General features: G+C 70.1%; 15 protein-coding genes. 11 read left to right on the top strand and 4 right to left on the bottom strand.

The window, feature by feature from the left end; all coding sequences use genetic code 11:
* Positions 1–96 precede the first annotated feature (96 nt).
* Positions 97–1740: a hypothetical protein gene (locus ACV7NM_RS14580; protein ID WP_463410686.1), complete on the top strand. Its 1644-nt coding sequence runs from the start codon at positions 97–99 to the stop codon at positions 1738–1740.
* A gap of 36 nt (positions 1741–1776) precedes the next feature.
* Here the strand turns inward: ACV7NM_RS14580 and ACV7NM_RS14575 are convergent, their stop codons facing one another.
* Positions 1777–3057, bottom strand: coding sequence for an ABC transporter substrate-binding protein (locus tag ACV7NM_RS14575; protein WP_463410685.1), 1281 nt, complete (start codon positions 3055–3057; stop codon positions 1777–1779).
* A gap of 196 nt (positions 3058–3253) precedes the next feature.
* Between ACV7NM_RS14575 and ACV7NM_RS14570 the strand changes: the two genes are divergently transcribed.
* Together ACV7NM_RS14570 and purU are read left to right on the top strand one after the other, a co-directional pair.
* Positions 3254–3700 carry an SCO4402 family protein gene (locus ACV7NM_RS14570; RefSeq protein WP_136217059.1) on the top strand — a complete coding sequence of 149 codons (447 nt, stop codon included), beginning with the start codon at positions 3254–3256 and terminating at the stop codon, positions 3698–3700.
* A 14-nt stretch (positions 3701–3714) separates the two neighbouring features.
* Positions 3715–4593 (top strand): formyltetrahydrofolate deformylase, encoded by an 879-nt coding sequence (purU, locus tag ACV7NM_RS14565; RefSeq protein ID WP_463410684.1) that lies wholly within the window; start codon positions 3715–3717, stop codon positions 4591–4593.
* A gap of 171 nt (positions 4594–4764) precedes the next feature.
* Here purU and ACV7NM_RS14560 read toward each other — a convergent pair whose 3' ends face one another.
* Together ACV7NM_RS14560 and ACV7NM_RS14555 are read right to left on the bottom strand one after the other, a co-directional pair.
* Positions 4765–6078 (bottom strand): maleylpyruvate isomerase N-terminal domain-containing protein, encoded by a 1314-nt coding sequence (locus tag ACV7NM_RS14560; protein WP_463410683.1) that lies wholly within the window; start codon positions 6076–6078, stop codon positions 4765–4767.
* Positions 6075–6653, bottom strand: coding sequence for a sigma-70 family RNA polymerase sigma factor (locus ACV7NM_RS14555; RefSeq protein WP_136217034.1), 579 nt, complete (start codon positions 6651–6653; stop codon positions 6075–6077). Before ACV7NM_RS14555 ends, ACV7NM_RS14560 begins: the two co-directional genes overlap by 4 nt.
* 396 nt (positions 6654–7049) lie before the next feature.
* Between ACV7NM_RS14555 and ACV7NM_RS14550 the strand changes: the two genes are divergently transcribed.
* Positions 7050–7574, top strand: coding sequence for an EF-hand domain-containing protein (locus ACV7NM_RS14550; RefSeq protein WP_463410682.1), 525 nt, complete (start codon positions 7050–7052; stop codon positions 7572–7574).
* Positions 7575–7605: 31 nt separating this feature from the next.
* Here ACV7NM_RS14550 and ACV7NM_RS14545 read toward each other — a convergent pair whose 3' ends face one another.
* Entirely contained in the window at positions 7606–9072 is a 1467-nt protein-coding gene (locus ACV7NM_RS14545) for an MFS transporter (RefSeq protein WP_463410681.1), read from the bottom strand.
* A 109-nt stretch (positions 9073–9181) separates the two neighbouring features.
* Between ACV7NM_RS14545 and ACV7NM_RS14540 the strand changes: the two genes are divergently transcribed.
* The 7 genes from ACV7NM_RS14540 (at position 9182) to ACV7NM_RS14510 (ending at position 14550) form a co-directional block, all read left to right on the top strand.
* Positions 9182–9661 carry a MarR family winged helix-turn-helix transcriptional regulator gene (locus ACV7NM_RS14540; protein WP_463410680.1) on the top strand — a complete coding sequence of 160 codons (480 nt, stop codon included), beginning with the start codon at positions 9182–9184 and terminating at the stop codon, positions 9659–9661.
* A gap of 65 nt (positions 9662–9726) precedes the next feature.
* Complete coding sequence (locus ACV7NM_RS14535) at positions 9727–10257, top strand: hypothetical protein (RefSeq protein ID WP_463410679.1); 531 nt, start codon at positions 9727–9729, stop codon at positions 10255–10257.
* A gap of 116 nt (positions 10258–10373) precedes the next feature.
* Positions 10374–10706, top strand: a complete 333-nt coding sequence (locus ACV7NM_RS14530) for a hypothetical protein (RefSeq protein ID WP_463410678.1) — start codon at positions 10374–10376, stop codon at positions 10704–10706.
* A 63-nt stretch (positions 10707–10769) separates the two neighbouring features.
* Entirely contained in the window at positions 10770–11081 is a 312-nt protein-coding gene (locus ACV7NM_RS14525) for a pore-forming ESAT-6 family protein (RefSeq protein ID WP_463410677.1), read from the top strand.
* 33 nt (positions 11082–11114) lie between these two features.
* Entirely contained in the window at positions 11115–11555 is a 441-nt protein-coding gene (locus tag ACV7NM_RS14520) for a DUF6507 family protein (RefSeq protein WP_136213609.1), read from the top strand.
* Positions 11552–13996, top strand: coding sequence for a hypothetical protein (locus ACV7NM_RS14515; RefSeq protein ID WP_463410676.1), 2445 nt, complete (start codon positions 11552–11554; stop codon positions 13994–13996). The genes ACV7NM_RS14520 and ACV7NM_RS14515 overlap by 4 nt, the downstream gene beginning before the upstream one ends.
* Complete coding sequence (locus ACV7NM_RS14510) at positions 13993–14550, top strand: hypothetical protein (RefSeq protein ID WP_463410675.1); 558 nt, start codon at positions 13993–13995, stop codon at positions 14548–14550. The genes ACV7NM_RS14515 and ACV7NM_RS14510 overlap by 4 nt, the downstream gene beginning before the upstream one ends.
* Positions 14551–14570 lie beyond the last annotated feature (20 nt).

The raw sequence follows: 14570 nt of genomic DNA, 5'->3' as shown, positions 1-14570 counted from the left end.
GTACGGCTGCGTAGGTCACCGACCGGGGCGGCCGGTGACCGGGTAGCGTGGGCCGACGGTTCCGTACGTGCGGGCAGGTCGGTGAAGGAGTTCCCGGTGACGGAGAGCGGACAGGGGAGCGGTCATGAGGCCGCCCCGCAAGCCGGTGCGCCGTGGGGCCCGGACCCCGGGCAAGGGGCGCCGCGGAGCGGGTACGGGGAGCGGCCCGAGCACGGCTCTCCGCAGCAGCAGCCGCGGCCCGAGCAGGGCGGATACCCGGGGTACGGGGCGCAGGAGCCCGGTACGTCGGGCGGTCCCGCCTACGGTTACCCGGCTCAGGCGCCGCCCGAGTACGCCGGCCCGCCGGGGTACGGGTACCCGCAGCCGGGGCACGTGGTCGGCCCGGGCTTCGAGGGGCCCGGGGACCCGCACGGCTACGGGTACCCCCCGCTGCCGGAGGCGGTGACCCAGTACCTCCCGCCCATACCGGGCACGCCGGGCCCGGTCGAGGCGGCGACGCAGTACATTCCGCCGGTGGTGGACGGGCCGGGGCATCACGAGGCGGCCACCCAGTTCATGCCGCCCGTCCCGGCCGCGCCGGGTCACAACGAGGCGGCGACGCAGTACATTCCGCCGGTGGTGGACGGGCCGGGGCATCACGAGGCGGCCACCCAGTTCATGCCGCCCGTCCCGGCGGCGCCGGGTCACAACGAGGCGGCGACGCAGTACATTCCGCCGGTGGTGGACGGGCCGGGGCATCACGAGGCGGCCACCCAGTTCATGCCGCCCGTCCCGGCGGCGCCGGGTCACAACGAGGCGGCGACGCAGTACATTCCGCCGGTGGTGGACGGGCCGGGGCATCACGAGGCGGCCACCCAGTTCATGCCGCCCGTCCCGGCGGCGCCCGCGGACCCCGCCGTGCAGGGTTTCGACGGCCTGTTCCGCAGCGACGACGACAGCGCCGGCAGCACCCAGCAGCTGCCGCAGATCCAGGAGCCGGCGGGGCCCCGGGCCCCGCGCGCCCGGGGCCCCGTAGGACCTCCCGCCGGACCCGTACCGCCTCAGCAGCAGTACGCACCCCCCGTACCACCCCAGCAGCAGTACGCTCCGCCGCCGGCGGCGCCCGCGCGCAAGGTCTCGGCCGGGGTGATCGCCGCCGCGGTCATCGGTCTCGCCGTGGCCGGGCTGGGCGTCGGTTCGTTGCTCGGCGACGGCGGCAAGCCCGCCAACAGCGACCCGGGCGCCGAGGCTCCCGCCCCGACCGGATCTTCGGCGGCGGCGGCCGGTGACGCCCAGGTCGACCCGGCCCGCCCGCAGGCCGTCCAGCTGGACAAGGTGCTCGCGGACAGCAACAACAGCCGGGCGGCGGTGATCAAGGCGGTCGACGACATCAAGAGCTGCCGCAACCTCGACCAGGCGGCCCTGGACCTGCGCGGCGCGGCCAGCCAGCGCGAGGACCTGGTCACCCGGCTCCAGGACCTGAAGATGGACCGGCTGCCGGACAACGTGAAGCTCGCCGCCGCCCTCAACAAGGCCTGGAAGTCCTCGGCCGCCGCCGACCGCAGCTACGCGAGCTGGGCGGACGACGTCGGCCACGACAAGGGCAAGTGCAAGGACGGCAAGGCCAAGTCCACGGACAACGCCGCCGCCGGCAACAAGTCCAGCGGCGAGGCGACGCGGGCGAAGGAGTCGGCGGCGACCATGTGGAACTCGATCGCGGCCAAGTACGGCCTCACCCGACGGGACAAGACCGAGCTGTGACGGCCGCGGCCCCGGGGCAGAACGCCGCCCGGGCCGTCACGCCGCCCGGGGTGCCTGCTCCAGGGTCGGCGTCATGTCCTGGGGCTCCTCGCCCGGCTGAGCGACCAGCCGGCCCTGCCGGACGATCTGGAAGGTCACCCGGCCGTTGGAGATGCGCGGGAACCCGGAGACGGCCCGTACGTCCTGGTGGCGCCAGCTCAGCTCGGGGGTGAGACCGCCGGTCTGGACGCCCGCGGTCTGGTTGAGGGTCTTGGCGACCTTGTGGGCGGTCACTTCCTCGTCGGCCTTGAGCCGCCCGACGACCTGGCTCAGCACGGTGTACGCGATCCAGGTGGTCTGCGTCCCGCTGTCGTCGGGGTCGACGCTGTCGTCCCCGAAGGCCTGTTCGGAGATCACCTTGCGCATCGGACCCCACAGCGGGTCGCCGGCCACGGGGTACCAGCTGGTGAGGTACGCGCCCTCGAAGGGGCTCTCCCGGCCGCCGGTGCGGTCGACCAGCGCCTGACTGACGCTGCCGAGGACGGAGGCGATCTGCGGCTTCCTGTGCTTCTCGTCGGTGCGGCGGAAGGCGTCGAGGAAGGTTTCCGTGCGCTCGCCGAGCACCGCCGTCACGCAGCCCCGCTCCTTGGCGGCGGTGCCGGTGGTGTCGGCCAGTGCCTCGCGGGCCTGGGACGTGTAGTCGGCGCTGTCCTCGGCCGCCCGGATGTCGGCGGCCTCCGGCACCTTGTTGGCCTGGAGTCCGGCGTTGAGGAGCACGGGCATCGAATCGCCCGCGAGGGTGTCGGGGCGGATCAGGGCGACCTGACTGCACGCCTTGCCGAGCTGGTGTCCGGCGCCGGCGAGGAGCACGGGCTGCCCGCCGTTGACGGGGTAGGACAGGGTGCTCTCGAACTCTTCCGAGGACACCCCGTAGCCGCCGATGAAGGGGATGCCCTCCGACTCCAGCGGGGCCATGAACGCGCGGCCGTGCTGGCTGTACGAGCCGACGACCGCGACGGCCTTCTCGGCGACCGCCTTGCGCGCGCAGTCGGCGGCGCCGCTCGGGGTGTTCTGCTCGTTGCAGGTCAGGACGCGCAGCTTGTGGCCGTTGATGCCGCCCTTGGCGTTCACCCAGCGTTCGTACGCCTTGGCCATGCCCACCATGCCGGGCATGTTGGTCGCCTTCGTCCCCATCGGGGCGAAGGTCATCACGGTGATGGTGCCCCCGGAGCCCCCCGAGCCCCCGGGGACCATCCCGCAACCGGCGATGAGGCACGCACCCATCGCCGTGGCCAGGAAGGTGCGGGAGAGGGAGGTCGTGCGTAGCCGGTCGGTCATGTCCACGCACCATTCCGCCCCACGGGGAACGTGGGCATGAGGTGTACACAACATTCGGTGACCAGGAGGTGAATTGCGGGGGAGCGGGCGCGCGCAGGTGCTTCAAGATCGCGCCAGGGGGGAACGTACGATCGAAAGCGTGACATTCGCCCAAGGTTCGAAGAACTCTTCCCGCCGCGGCGGCCGCTCCTCCACCATGGGCGGCATGCCCCTCAACGACATGCCGTGGTGGCGCTGGCGCAGCAACGTGCGCTCGGCGCTGCACATGCTTTCCGACCCGCTGTTCCAGGAGGAGGTCTGGCAGGCCGGCGTCGAAGGGTACGGCGACGTCACCGACGCGGTGTACCGGCTCGTCGAGGACACCTGGCTCGACAGCTGGTCGGCCGAGAAGTACGTCGGCACGATCTTCCGCGACTCCGGCGAGGCCGCCCTCGTCGACCTCGCGGTCCTGCGCGTGCTGCGCATCCTGCACCAGGTCGGCCCCGACGCGCCGGTGTCCGCGTACCTGGAGCACCACGCCTGGCCCGAGGCGGTCCGCGCGGCGCGCGAGGCCCATGTGCGGCTCGCCACGGCGGACGGGGACGATCCGGACGCCGCGCCCCGCTCCCTGGAGTTGCTGAGAATCCTCACCCGCGCGGTGTGAAAGGCTTTGCCGTCATGAGCGATGACCCGCAGCGCCAGGCGCAGCCGCAGCAGTACGTACTGACCCTCTCTTGCCCTGACAAAAAGGGCATTGTGCACGCCGTGTCCAGCTACCTGTTCATGACCGGATGCAACATCGAGGACAGCCGGCAGTTCGGCGACCGCGACACCGGTCTGTTCTTCATGCGGGTGCACTTCGAGGCGGACGCGCCGGTCACCGTGGAGAAGCTGCGGGCGAGCTTCGCCGCGATCGGGGATTCCTTCAAGATGGACTGGCAGATCCACCGCTCGGACGAGCGGATGCGGATCGTCCTGATGGTGTCGAAGTTCGGACACTGCCTGAACGACCTGCTGTTCCGGTCGCGGATCGGGGCGCTGCCGGTGGAGATCGCGGCGGTGGTCTCCAACCACACCGACTTCGCGGAGCTGGTCGGCTCCTACGACATCCCGTTCGTGCACATCCCGGTGACGAAGGACACGAAGGAAGACGCCGAGGCGGAGCTGCTGGAGCTGGTGCGGGCGCAGAACGTCGAGCTGGTGGTGTTGGCGCGGTACATGCAGGTGCTGTCGGACACCCTGTGCAAGGAACTGAGCGGGCGGATCATCAACATCCACCACTCCTTCCTGCCGAGCTTCAAGGGCGCGAAGCCGTACCACCAGGCGCACGCGCGGGGTGTGAAGCTGATCGGCGCGACCGCGCACTACGTGACGGCCGACCTGGACGAGGGGCCGATCATCGAGCAGGAGGTCGAGCGGGTGGGCCACGAGGTGACCCCGGAACAGCTCGTGGCGATCGGCCGGGACGTGGAGTGCCAGGCCCTCGCCCGTGCGGTGAAGTGGCACAGCGAACACCGGGTGCTGCTGAACGGCACCCGCACGGTGGTCTTCGCCTGAGGCGTTGAGGCGTTGAGGCGTTGAGCTGTTGAGTGGCTGGAGCGGCCAGCGGCCAAGGCCAGCGGCCAGCGGCTGGAGCGGCCGGAGCCGTCTGAGCCGCGTGAGCTGTTTCAGCCGCCTGTGGCGCCGCCGGACGACGGCGTCACAGGCGGCGAGCCACAGACGGCCGCACTAGAGGCGGCTGAGGGAGGCCGCCGCGAAGAGGACGTCGCGGATGGCCTCGCGGTCGCCGTGCTGGCCGGCCGCCGCTTCCTCCGGCGAGATGTGCCCGGCGGCCAGTTGGCAGAACTCCAGGCCGTCCAGCGCGATCTCCGCGACCGTGTGGTCCGACGACGGCTTCGCCGCCGGTGAGTCCAGTGCGATGTCCCAACCGCCGCCTCCCGCGCCCTCGATCTCCAGGTGCAGGGTCCGCCCCGGGGCGCCCGCCGCGACCAGGCCGCGCGCCGGCCCCGCCAGACCCGCGCGGCGCCGCTCGGCCAGCGCGCCCGGCAGCAGCCGCGCCGCCAGGTCGATCATGCGGTGCAGGTGCGGCCCGGACGGCGGCTCGTACGGGTAGTCCACCGCCTCCGCGATGTCCCACGCGTGCACCCAGCACTCGAAGGCCCGCTCCAGGAACGCGTCCCCCAGCGGCAGGGCGAAGCCCCCGTAGTCGACCGCGAGCTCGGCCACGCCGTGGCCCGCGAAGGAGACCGTACGGACCAGGGTGTGCCCCTGTTCCCGCCAGGGCTCGCGGACCTGCCGGGTGGTCGGGTGCCGCGCGGAGTCCCAGAAGAACTCGGTGCGTTCCGTCGTACCGCCCAGGGGTGCCTGCGGGCCCAGCGGATCGTCCAGGCCGAGCGCCGTCGCGACGAGCCCGTCCACCGTCAGTAGATGACCGATCACACCCGCCACCGTGGTGCGCCGCGACAGGCGCCGCTCCTCCTCGAACCACTTGAGCCGTACGGGGGTGTGCCACTCCGAGTCCCCGAAGTCCCGCAGCAGGGCGTCGAGCCGCGCGGTCTCCGTGTCGTACGGGGTCGCCCACGCCGGGACGGGGATACGGGCCGGGCGTTTGCCCAGGCAGTCCTCCAGCACCCGGGAGCGCAGCAGCGGTTTCAGGTCCAGGCTCTCCTCCGGGTGCAGCAGCCCCACGGCGTCCCGCAGCCGCAGCGCCTCATCCGCGCAGGGCGCGCACTCGGTCAGGTGGTCCTCCACCGCCTGGGTCTCCTCGGCGGAGCAGGCGGCCAGCGCCCAAGCCCCGAGCAGGGATTTCAGTACGGCGTGCGTGGGCGGCGGTTCCGGCGCGGCCAGGGTCTCCGCCACGGTCTCCGCCACGAGCTCCGACGCGGCTGGGATCTCCGGTGCCGCTGCGGCTTCCGGCGCGGGCCGGGGCCTCGGCAGCGGGTCGAGGTCGTCGGCGGCCCCGCGCGGGCCCGGTATCCGCGCCGCACCGCCCACGGGCCGCTCGTAACCGTCGTCGGGCACGTCTTCGGCGGGTCCGGTCATCGTGGCGTTCCATATCCGGGTGGGCCGTATCCGGGCGGGGCGGTGTCCTCCCGTGGGAGGGCGTTGGCGGTCGACAGCAACTGGAGCCCGAGCCGCAGCCGGCGCCGCGCCTCGTCCTCGCTGATCTGGAGGTCGGCGGCGGCCTGCCGGTAGTCGCGCCGCTTGAAGTACGCGAGTTCCAGCGCGGAGCGCAGCGGCGCCGGCATCGAGGTGACGATGTAGTCCGCGCGGGCGGCGGCGTTGGCGCTTCGTACCTTCTGCTCCAGCTCCTCGCGGGAGCCGCGGCCCAGCTCGGCCTGGCGCAGCCGCGCCACCGCCTGGCCCTGGGTGATCCGGGCGACCCAGGAACGCAGGGAGCCCTGCTTGGGGTCGTAGGCGTCCGGGTTCTCCCAGATGTACCCGAACACCTCACGGGTGATCCGGTCCGCGGCCGTCTCGTCACCCAGCACCCGGTGCGCGAGGCTGTGCACGAGCGAGGCGAACCGGTCGTACAGCTCGCCGAGCGCGGCGGCCTCACCGCGGGCGAGGCGTTGCTGCATGCGGCGGTCCCAGCGCGGTGGTACGTCCTTCGGCATAGTGCCCCCAGCCTCCAGCTCCCAGCCGTGTGTCGACCCGACGAATGTAGTCGGCACACGTGGGACGCGCCCGTTTTTGGGCGAAGCCCGCCCGGGAAGTGTGCCCGTCGTGGTACCGGCATCGGGCGTCGCGCGAAAGGAACATGACGTCACCGCACGAAAGGAACATGACGCCCGCATAGGCACATCTGTACGCGCCCCGCCGCGCTTCCCGTGCGCGGGTTCGATGCGGCCATCTCCCTGACGGCTCGGCTTAACGTGCGGGCCACCGAGGCCGTACGCTCCTGCCTTGTCTTGAACCGCGCCTCGTAAGGTGCTTGACGGCACTCCTCGACCGCGTCTCTTGACGGCACCTCAACTGCACCCACACGCACATGTGAAGGCGGAACGCCGAATATGGACAGCGCAGAGTACGAGCGCAAGATCGCCTCCCGATTCGCCACCTTCGACCAGGACGGGTCCGGCTACATCGACCGCGAGGATTTCAGCGTCGCCGCGCGGGCCGTGCTGGCCGAATTCGGTGTCCGGGCACGATCGGACAAGGGTCAGTCCGTCTTCGCCGGCGCCGAGGCGTTCTGGCAGGGAATGGCCGGGATCGCGGACGTCGACGGTGACCAGCGGGTGTCGCGCGAGGAGTTCGTGACGGGTGCGGTGAAGCGGCTGCGCGACAACCCGGAGCGCTTCGCGGAGATCGCCCGGCCGTTCCTGCGCGCGGTGATCGCGGTGGCCTCCGACGACGGCTCGGCGGCCGGTGCCTCCCCGGCGGCCGCCACCCGTGTCCTGCGCGTGCTCGGCACCCCGCCGGAGTTGGCGGCGCAGATCGCCACGGGCCTCGACGAGGACGGCGACGGACGGATCTCGGAGGAGGAGATCCTCACGGCCTTCGCCGGCTACTGCGGTGTGGCCGCCCCGGACGCCTGACCCGGGACGGCGCGAGGTTTCACGTGGAACATCAGCCGCGGCGCTCTCCCCGGAGCAGCGTCGCGGCGATGACCATCGCGGTGAGCAGCAAGCCGGCCCCGACGCCGAAGGCCAGGTGGTAGCCGCCGGTGAGCGCCTCGGCGGGGGTCCGGCCGGCGGCGGCCAGGGTGGTGGTGCGGGAGGCCGCCAGAGTGGACAGAACGGCCACGCCGAGGGCCATGCCGATCTGTTGGGTGGTGTTGAACAGCGCGGAGGCGAGCCCCGCGTCCTGTTCGCCGGCCTGTGACATGGCCAGGGTGGTGAGCGCCGGCAGGGCCAGGCCGAAGCCGGCGGCGAGCAGCATCACCGGCAGCAGGTCCCGCACGTAGTCGGCGTGCGTCGGCAGGCGGGTGAGCAGACCCAGAGCCACGACGAGCAGGCCGAGCCCGGCCGACAGGACGGCGCGCTCGCCGAAGCGGGAGTTCAGCCGGGCCGAGACGCCCAGCGAGACCGCGCCGATCACCAGGGCGGCCGGCAGCATCGCCAGACCCGTCGCACCGGCCCCGTACCCCAGCACCTTCTGGAAGTAGAGGGCGACGAGGATCTGGAACGAGAACAACGCGGCCACCATCAGCATCTGAACGAGGTTGGCGCCGACGACGACTCGGGAGCGGAAGATCCGCAGCGGCATCAGGGGGGTGCGGGCCGTCGCCTGTCGCGCGGTGAAGGCCGCGAGCAGCACCAGGGCCGGCGCCCCGAGGCCGAGGGTGCGCGCGGAGGACCAGCCGTACTCCTCCGCCTTGACCACGCTGTAGATGCCCGCCATCAGCCCGGCCGTGACGAGTACCGCGCCGAGTACGTCGGCCCCTGCCCACAGGCTCGGGCGGCCTCCCACCCCCACGGCGCCGGCGGGCGCCGTGGGGGTGGCGGGGATCGAGGGGAGCGCCAGGAGCAGCGCGGCGACCCCGATCGGCAGGTTGATGAAGAAGATCCAGTGCCAGTCGAGCGCGTCGGTGAGGACCCCGCCGAGCACCTGGCCCAGCGAGGCGCCGGCCGCGCCGGTGAAGGAGAAGACGGCTATCGCCTTGGCCCGTTCGCGGGGCTCGGTGAACAGGGTGATGAGGATGCCGAGGCTGACGGCGGAGGCCATGGCGCTGCCCACGCCTTGGAGGAACCGCGCGGCCAGCAGGACGGCGGGGGAGGCCGCGTACCCGGCGATGAGCGAGGCGGCGGTGAAGACGCCGGTCCCGGCCAGGAACATCCGCTTGCGGCCGATCAGGTCGCCGAGCCGGCCCGCGAGGAGCAGGAGGCTGCCGAAGGCGATCAGGTAGGCGTTGACGACCCAGCTGAGGCCGGCGGGGGTGAAGTCGAGGTCGTCCTGGATGGCGGGTATCGCGACGGTGACGATGCTTCCGTCGAGGACGGTCATCAGGACGCCGGTCGCAAGCACGGCGAGGGCGGTCCAGCGGGAGCGCGGGCCTCGGGCGGCGGTCAGGGGGATGCGGGTGAGGGTGGACATCGGTCTGTCTCTCTCCGGTGAGCGGCGGAAGAACGAGCGATGGTGAGACCGTAGCAGATGGTTTCGTTGCAGACGATTTATCGCGGACCTAGTTGTTAGGCTGGGGCCCATGACCGCGATGGCACCCGCCCGGACCGAGCCCGACCTCTCCTTCCTCCTGGACCACACCAGCCACGTCCTGCGCACGCGCATGGCCGCCGCCCTCGGCGAGATCGGGCTCACCGCCCGCATGCACTGCGTCCTCGTCCACGCGCTGGAGGAAGAGCGGACGCAGATCCAGCTCGCCGAGATCGGCGACATGGACAAGACGACGATGGTCGTCACCGTCGACGCGCTGGAGAAGGCCGGACTGGCCGAGCGCCGCCCCTCCACCAAGGACCGGCGGGCCCGCGTCATCGCCGTCACCGAACGGGGCGCGGTCGTCGCCGCCGAGAGCCAACGCATCGTCGACCAGGTCCACGCCGACGCCCTCGGCTCCCTGCCGCCCACCGACCGCGAGGCCCTGACGCGCATCCTCGGCCTTCTCGCGCAGGGCGCCCTCGACGCCCCCTCCGACACCCCCCGCCCGGCCCGCCGCGCCCGCCAGTGACGCCGCCCACCGGCGCCGGGCGGGGGCGACCGAGCTCGGCCACCCGTGAGCGCCCGAACCGGTTGGTGGACCGCCTCGCCGCCGTCGACTGGCGGGCCGCCGAGTACGACTTCGAACACGGCGCGTCCCGGGCCCGGCTCATGCGCGAGTACCTCCGCAGAGCAGCGCTCTGGGCGCGGGAGCTACAGGAGAGCGATCCGCGCTCGATCTTCGACGTCGGCCGACCGGAGAACCGGCCCTTCTTCGACATCGCACGCCACGTCGACCCGCGGGTGCGCGCCGAACCGGCCGTCGTGGCCCGGCTGGACACGTTCCTGTCCGAGCGCGCGAGCGGTTTCCTCGTCGGCGCGGTAAGCCGCGCGGCCCTCCACTGGGCGTCGCTTCCCGACGAGTCCTTGCGCGGATTCCCGTCCCTGCCGGACCCCTTCGAGCCGCTCGTCCTCCTGCTGGAGCGGGGCGGCGGATTCTTCATCGAGAACGGCTTCGTCGACTTCGAGGCACACCGCGTCCGCCTCACCTCATGGCAAGACCACGTGACGACCCCACCGATCCCTTCCCTCGCCCCGGCCGCCCTCGACGCCCTGGACCGGGACTGAGGCTCCCCACCGGCAATCGACTCCCGCCACTGACGCAATATTCGAAAGGCTTGGCACCAAGGTAGTTGAGAGTATTGGCCATATTGATGGTCGTTCTATCGTGACGGGGGTGTGGGATGAAGTTCGACATGGGGACGCAGGTCCTGACGAGCCTGATGTCGGGGTCGCGGACGTCGAGTACGGATCTGGGGACGTTGATCCGGCAGTTGATCGCGGCGGCGCATCCGTTGGAGGGCAAGTTCAACGGTCAGGGCAAGGTCGCGTTCGACTCGTTCAAGGAGCACTCGGACGGGATCACGAAGGAGCTGAACGCCGCGTTGTCGGCGATCTTGGGTGGTCAGTCGGGGATGGAGCAGGCCTTCGGGACCGGTGACCACGAGCAGGGTGACAACGCGCGGCAGCAGATGTCGGCGGCGAACTTCGACGCGGCGCGTTTCGCCGGCCGTTGATCGCTGATCGCTGATCGCTGAGGGTCGTAAGTCTTTTCAACCACACGGGGAGTGTGATGTGTGATGGCCGGTGGCACGGACCGTCGTTCGTATGACACGGGGGCGTCGACCGAGGCGCAGGGCAACATCCAGGTCGTGATCGGGCAGTTGGAGCAGGTGATTCATGCCCGGGACGCGCAGGTGAAGGCGGCGATGTCGGACTTCGCGGCGGATGGCGTGGCGGACGAGTACCACGGCAAGGAGCTGCGGTGGAAGAACGCGTCGCAAGAGGTGAAGAACATCATCCGGTTGTTGAAGTCGACGTTGGAGAAGAACGACGCGACGGCGGCGCAGACGATCGCGCGGGCGAAGGCCGCGGTCGACAACATCGGCTGAGTCGGTCGGGCCGGACGGTTTTACGGGGGAAGCATGACGTCGTGGGACATCAAGCCGCAGGGTGTGCAGTCGCAGTTGAAGCTCACCGGTGAGCGGGCGGGTGATCTGGAGAAGGCGCTGAACGCGTTGATGGGGCACATGTCGGAGGCCGCGTACGCGGCGGGTACGGCGGTGCCCGGCTCGGCGGCGACGGTGCCGAACGCGGCGCGGCAGGGTCCGGTGGCGACGGGGCAGGTGCCGTTGGCGCACCGGGGGACGATGGGTCCGGTGGGTGCGGCGTTGTCGCAGTACCTGGAGAAGCGCCAGCCGGACGTGAAGGCGATGGTCGACCGGATCCAGGCCGCGGTGCTGGGTGCGGCGAAGGCGACGAACGAGTACATCGAGGGTGACTTGGACGCGGCCAAGCACGCCCAGGACGCGGCGAAGAACGTGCGGTTGGACGAGCTGCGGGACGCCACGGGGGGTGGCAAGTGAGCAACAACGATCCCGTCAATCCGGCCGAGGTGCCGGTGTTCACCGGTGAACTGGCGGTGCTGGACGAGAAGGTGAAGGCGCTGTCGGGGGACGGCGGGGCGCTGGCGAACGCCGGCTCGTCGGTGCACACCACGTTCGGTGGCCTGTCGGCGTACTACAAGGCGCCCGAGGCCGAGCAGCTCTTCGCCGTGACGAAGCCGGTCGCGGACATCACGATGTCCTTCAGCGGCGACATGTGCACCATCGCGGGCGCGCTCGGTTCGTACGCGAACGAGATCCGTCCGCTCGTCAAGCAACTCGACGATTTGAAGATCGAGGCGGCTTCGTTCAAGTCGAAGGTCTCCGGCGACCACAAGTGGAACGAGGACGGCGACCTGGTCGACGAGAACCTCGACCGGCGTAACAAGATCGCGGAGGTATGGTCGCAGTTCCAGGCGGCGGAGCGCACCGCGTACGACAAGATCGTGGCGTTGGTGTGCGGGACGCCGCTGAAGGTCGACGACGGCTCGCACGGCGCGAACATGTACGGCTATGACGCGGAGGCGCTCAAGCACTCCAAGTCGCTGCCGTGGGGTGACGCGGTCGAGGAGTCGGTGCCGTGGTGGCAGGTGTGGGAGCACGCCTACGACTTCGGCAAGGGCGTCATCGTCGACGGCGTGTGGGGCACCATCAAGGGCCTGGGCACACTGGTCGGCTTCGACGGTTGGGACGCCACGAAGCAGGCGTGGACGGGCCTGGCGAAGCTGGCCACCGGTGTGTCCATCGCCATCATCCCGGGCGTCGGTTCGGTGTACATGGCGATGCCCGGCAAGTACCTCCCGTCCTGGCTCCGTGATTCGCGTACGGCGATGAAGGAGACGGGCAAGGCCATGCTGGCGTGGGACCAATGGAGCGAGAACCCCTCGCGGGCGGCCGGCGCGGTCACCTTCAACGTGGTCACCGCCATCTTCACCGACGGCGCCGGCGCGGCGGCCTCGGGCGCCGGTAAGGCGGGCATCGCGGCGAAGGCACTGTCCTTCGCGGGCAAGGCCGGACGGGCCATCGACCCGATGACGTACGTGTTCAAGGGCGCGGGCGCCGGCCTGTCGAAGATCGGCGATGTGATGGCCGGCCTCAAGGGCATCGGCAAGATCGAGATACCGAAGATCTCCGAGGGCGCGTTCGCCCTGCCCGACGGCTCGACGATGCTGCCTGACGGAACGATTCACCTCCCGTCCGGCACCGCGATCCCCGAGGGCGCGATCAAGCTCCCCGACGACACCATCAAACTCCCCGAGGGCACCGCGACCCTGCCCCCGGGCACCGTCAAGCTGCCCTTCGACGACAGCCCCGCAAAATACATGGACGCGGACGGCAACCTCTACAAGAAGGACGGCAGCCTCTTCCAGCGCGCCGAGGACGCCAAGGTCGATACCGGCCCGACCACGGCCCACGCCCCGAAGGTGGAGGCCCCCGTCCTGGTGGGCGTCGGCGCCCACAACGCCGACAACGCCATCCGCCTCGGCTCCGACATGTCCGACCCGGTCCACGCGGCCGACAACGCCGCCCACACCGGCAACCACACCCCCGGCGGCCACGCCCCGGACGGCACGCCACGCAACAGCCACGAAACCCCCGGCGGCGCAGGCGACAACACCCCCCACTCCCACGACACCACCCCAACCGGCGGCCACCCGGACGGCCCGTCCCACGGAGGTCATACGGAGGGCCCGAGAGGCAGTCATGCGGACGGTCCCGGTGGCGAAAGCGGGGACGGCCTCGTCCACGCCGGTGACGACCCCGTTACGCCACACCCCGAGGAGCCGGAGGAGCAGGTAGGTCCGCATGGCGCCGATGAATCGGAGAACTACGGGACCCACAATAGCGAGCCAGTCAACTATGCTTTCAAGCCGGATGACACGGCCGTCGCAGTGTACGACCGAATCCGTGCATCGACCGACGACGTACCGCAGATCGCCGAGAACTATGGGATCGACCCTGCAATAGTGGAGCGGGCGAAGAATAACCTCTTCATGGAGAAGCATGACGTCTACAACGGTCCGGGCCCCGAGAATTTCAAATCAGGTGTCTATTTTACGGCCTACGACGAGATCGCGATGTTGTGGACGCGAGCAGAAAGGGGCACGCTAAAGGATATGGAGGGGGCGTTCCGTGGTCTGTTGATCCACGAGTACGTGGAAAGTAAGCTCCTGGAGGCAGGAGTGCCTTTCACCTCCGGCCACCCGTCGGCTTGGGCGGACGTCCGTGACTGGTCAAACGGCCATTGGGGTGCACACGACGTGGCGCCGATCTCCATGCGAGGGGCCCCGCTAACTGCGAAGGGCACGCTGGTTCTCTGGCCCAAAATGGGCCTAAAAATTCCAGATTTCACTCTGGCCGACGACCTGTCTAACCTCGATGTCCTGGTCGAGGCAGCGAAGAAGGGTTTCAATCTACCGTGAGCAATGAGCGCGCTAACCACCTGGTCGACCGCATCACGGGGATTGACTGGCGAGCCGCCGAATACAGCTTCGAGCACGGGACCTCCCGAGCGCATCTGATGCGTGAATATCTTCGCAGGGCTGCACTTTGGGTCCAAGATCTACAGAAGGACGAACCTCGCCCACTGTTCGGGGTGGGTCAGTCGGAAAACTGGCCATTCTTCGACATCGCTCGACGGGTCGACCCGCATGTGCAAGCGGAAGAGGACGTTGCGCAGCGACTCGATGCGTTCCTGTCCGAGTATGCGAGCGGGGTGCTTGTTGGGAAAATCTGCCACGCGGCTCTCAACTGGGCGTCACTCTCGGAGCGGTCTTTGGCTCGGTTCTCGCACCTCCCGGACCCCTTCGAACCGCTCCTCATCCTTTTTGAGCGAGGTGGCGGATTTTTCATCGAGAACGGATTTGTCGATTTCGTTACGAGTCGAGTGCGTCTTACCAGGTGGGAAGACCACGTATCGGGCACGCCGATTACTTCTCTCGAATCTGAGGTGCTCGACGCCTTGGACGAGGAGTGAACAACGCCTTGCTGCGAGGC

The sequence above is a fragment of the Streptomyces sp. Tek67B01 genome (assembly GCF_055231995.1).
This window is presented reverse-complemented; position numbering and strand designations above follow the sequence as displayed.

Excerpts from the sequence above, each read along its gene's own strand:
- ACV7NM_RS14570 (WP_136217059.1), top strand. The coding sequence starts at position 3,254 with ATGGGCGGCATGCCCCTCAACGACATGCCGTGGTGGCGCTGGCGCAGC.
- ACV7NM_RS14540 (WP_463410680.1), top strand. The coding sequence starts at position 9,182 with ATGACCGCGATGGCACCCGCCCGGACCGAGCCCGACCTCTCCTTCCTC.
- ACV7NM_RS14545 (WP_463410681.1), bottom strand. The coding sequence starts at position 9,072 with ATGTCCACCCTCACCCGCATCCCCCTGACCGCCGCCCGAGGCCCGCGC.
- ACV7NM_RS14520 (WP_136213609.1), top strand. The coding sequence starts at position 11,115 with ATGACGTCGTGGGACATCAAGCCGCAGGGTGTGCAGTCGCAGTTGAAG.
- purU (WP_463410684.1), top strand. The coding sequence starts at position 3,715 with ATGAGCGATGACCCGCAGCGCCAGGCGCAGCCGCAGCAGTACGTACTG.
- ACV7NM_RS14550 (WP_463410682.1), top strand. The coding sequence starts at position 7,050 with ATGGACAGCGCAGAGTACGAGCGCAAGATCGCCTCCCGATTCGCCACC.
- ACV7NM_RS14560 (WP_463410683.1), bottom strand. The coding sequence starts at position 6,078 with ATGACCGGACCCGCCGAAGACGTGCCCGACGACGGTTACGAGCGGCCC.
- ACV7NM_RS14555 (WP_136217034.1), bottom strand. The coding sequence starts at position 6,653 with ATGCCGAAGGACGTACCACCGCGCTGGGACCGCCGCATGCAGCAACGC.
- ACV7NM_RS14530 (WP_463410678.1), top strand. The coding sequence starts at position 10,374 with ATGAAGTTCGACATGGGGACGCAGGTCCTGACGAGCCTGATGTCGGGG.
- ACV7NM_RS14525 (WP_463410677.1), top strand. The coding sequence starts at position 10,770 with ATGGCCGGTGGCACGGACCGTCGTTCGTATGACACGGGGGCGTCGACC.
- ACV7NM_RS14575 (WP_463410685.1), bottom strand. The coding sequence starts at position 3,057 with ATGACCGACCGGCTACGCACGACCTCCCTCTCCCGCACCTTCCTGGCC.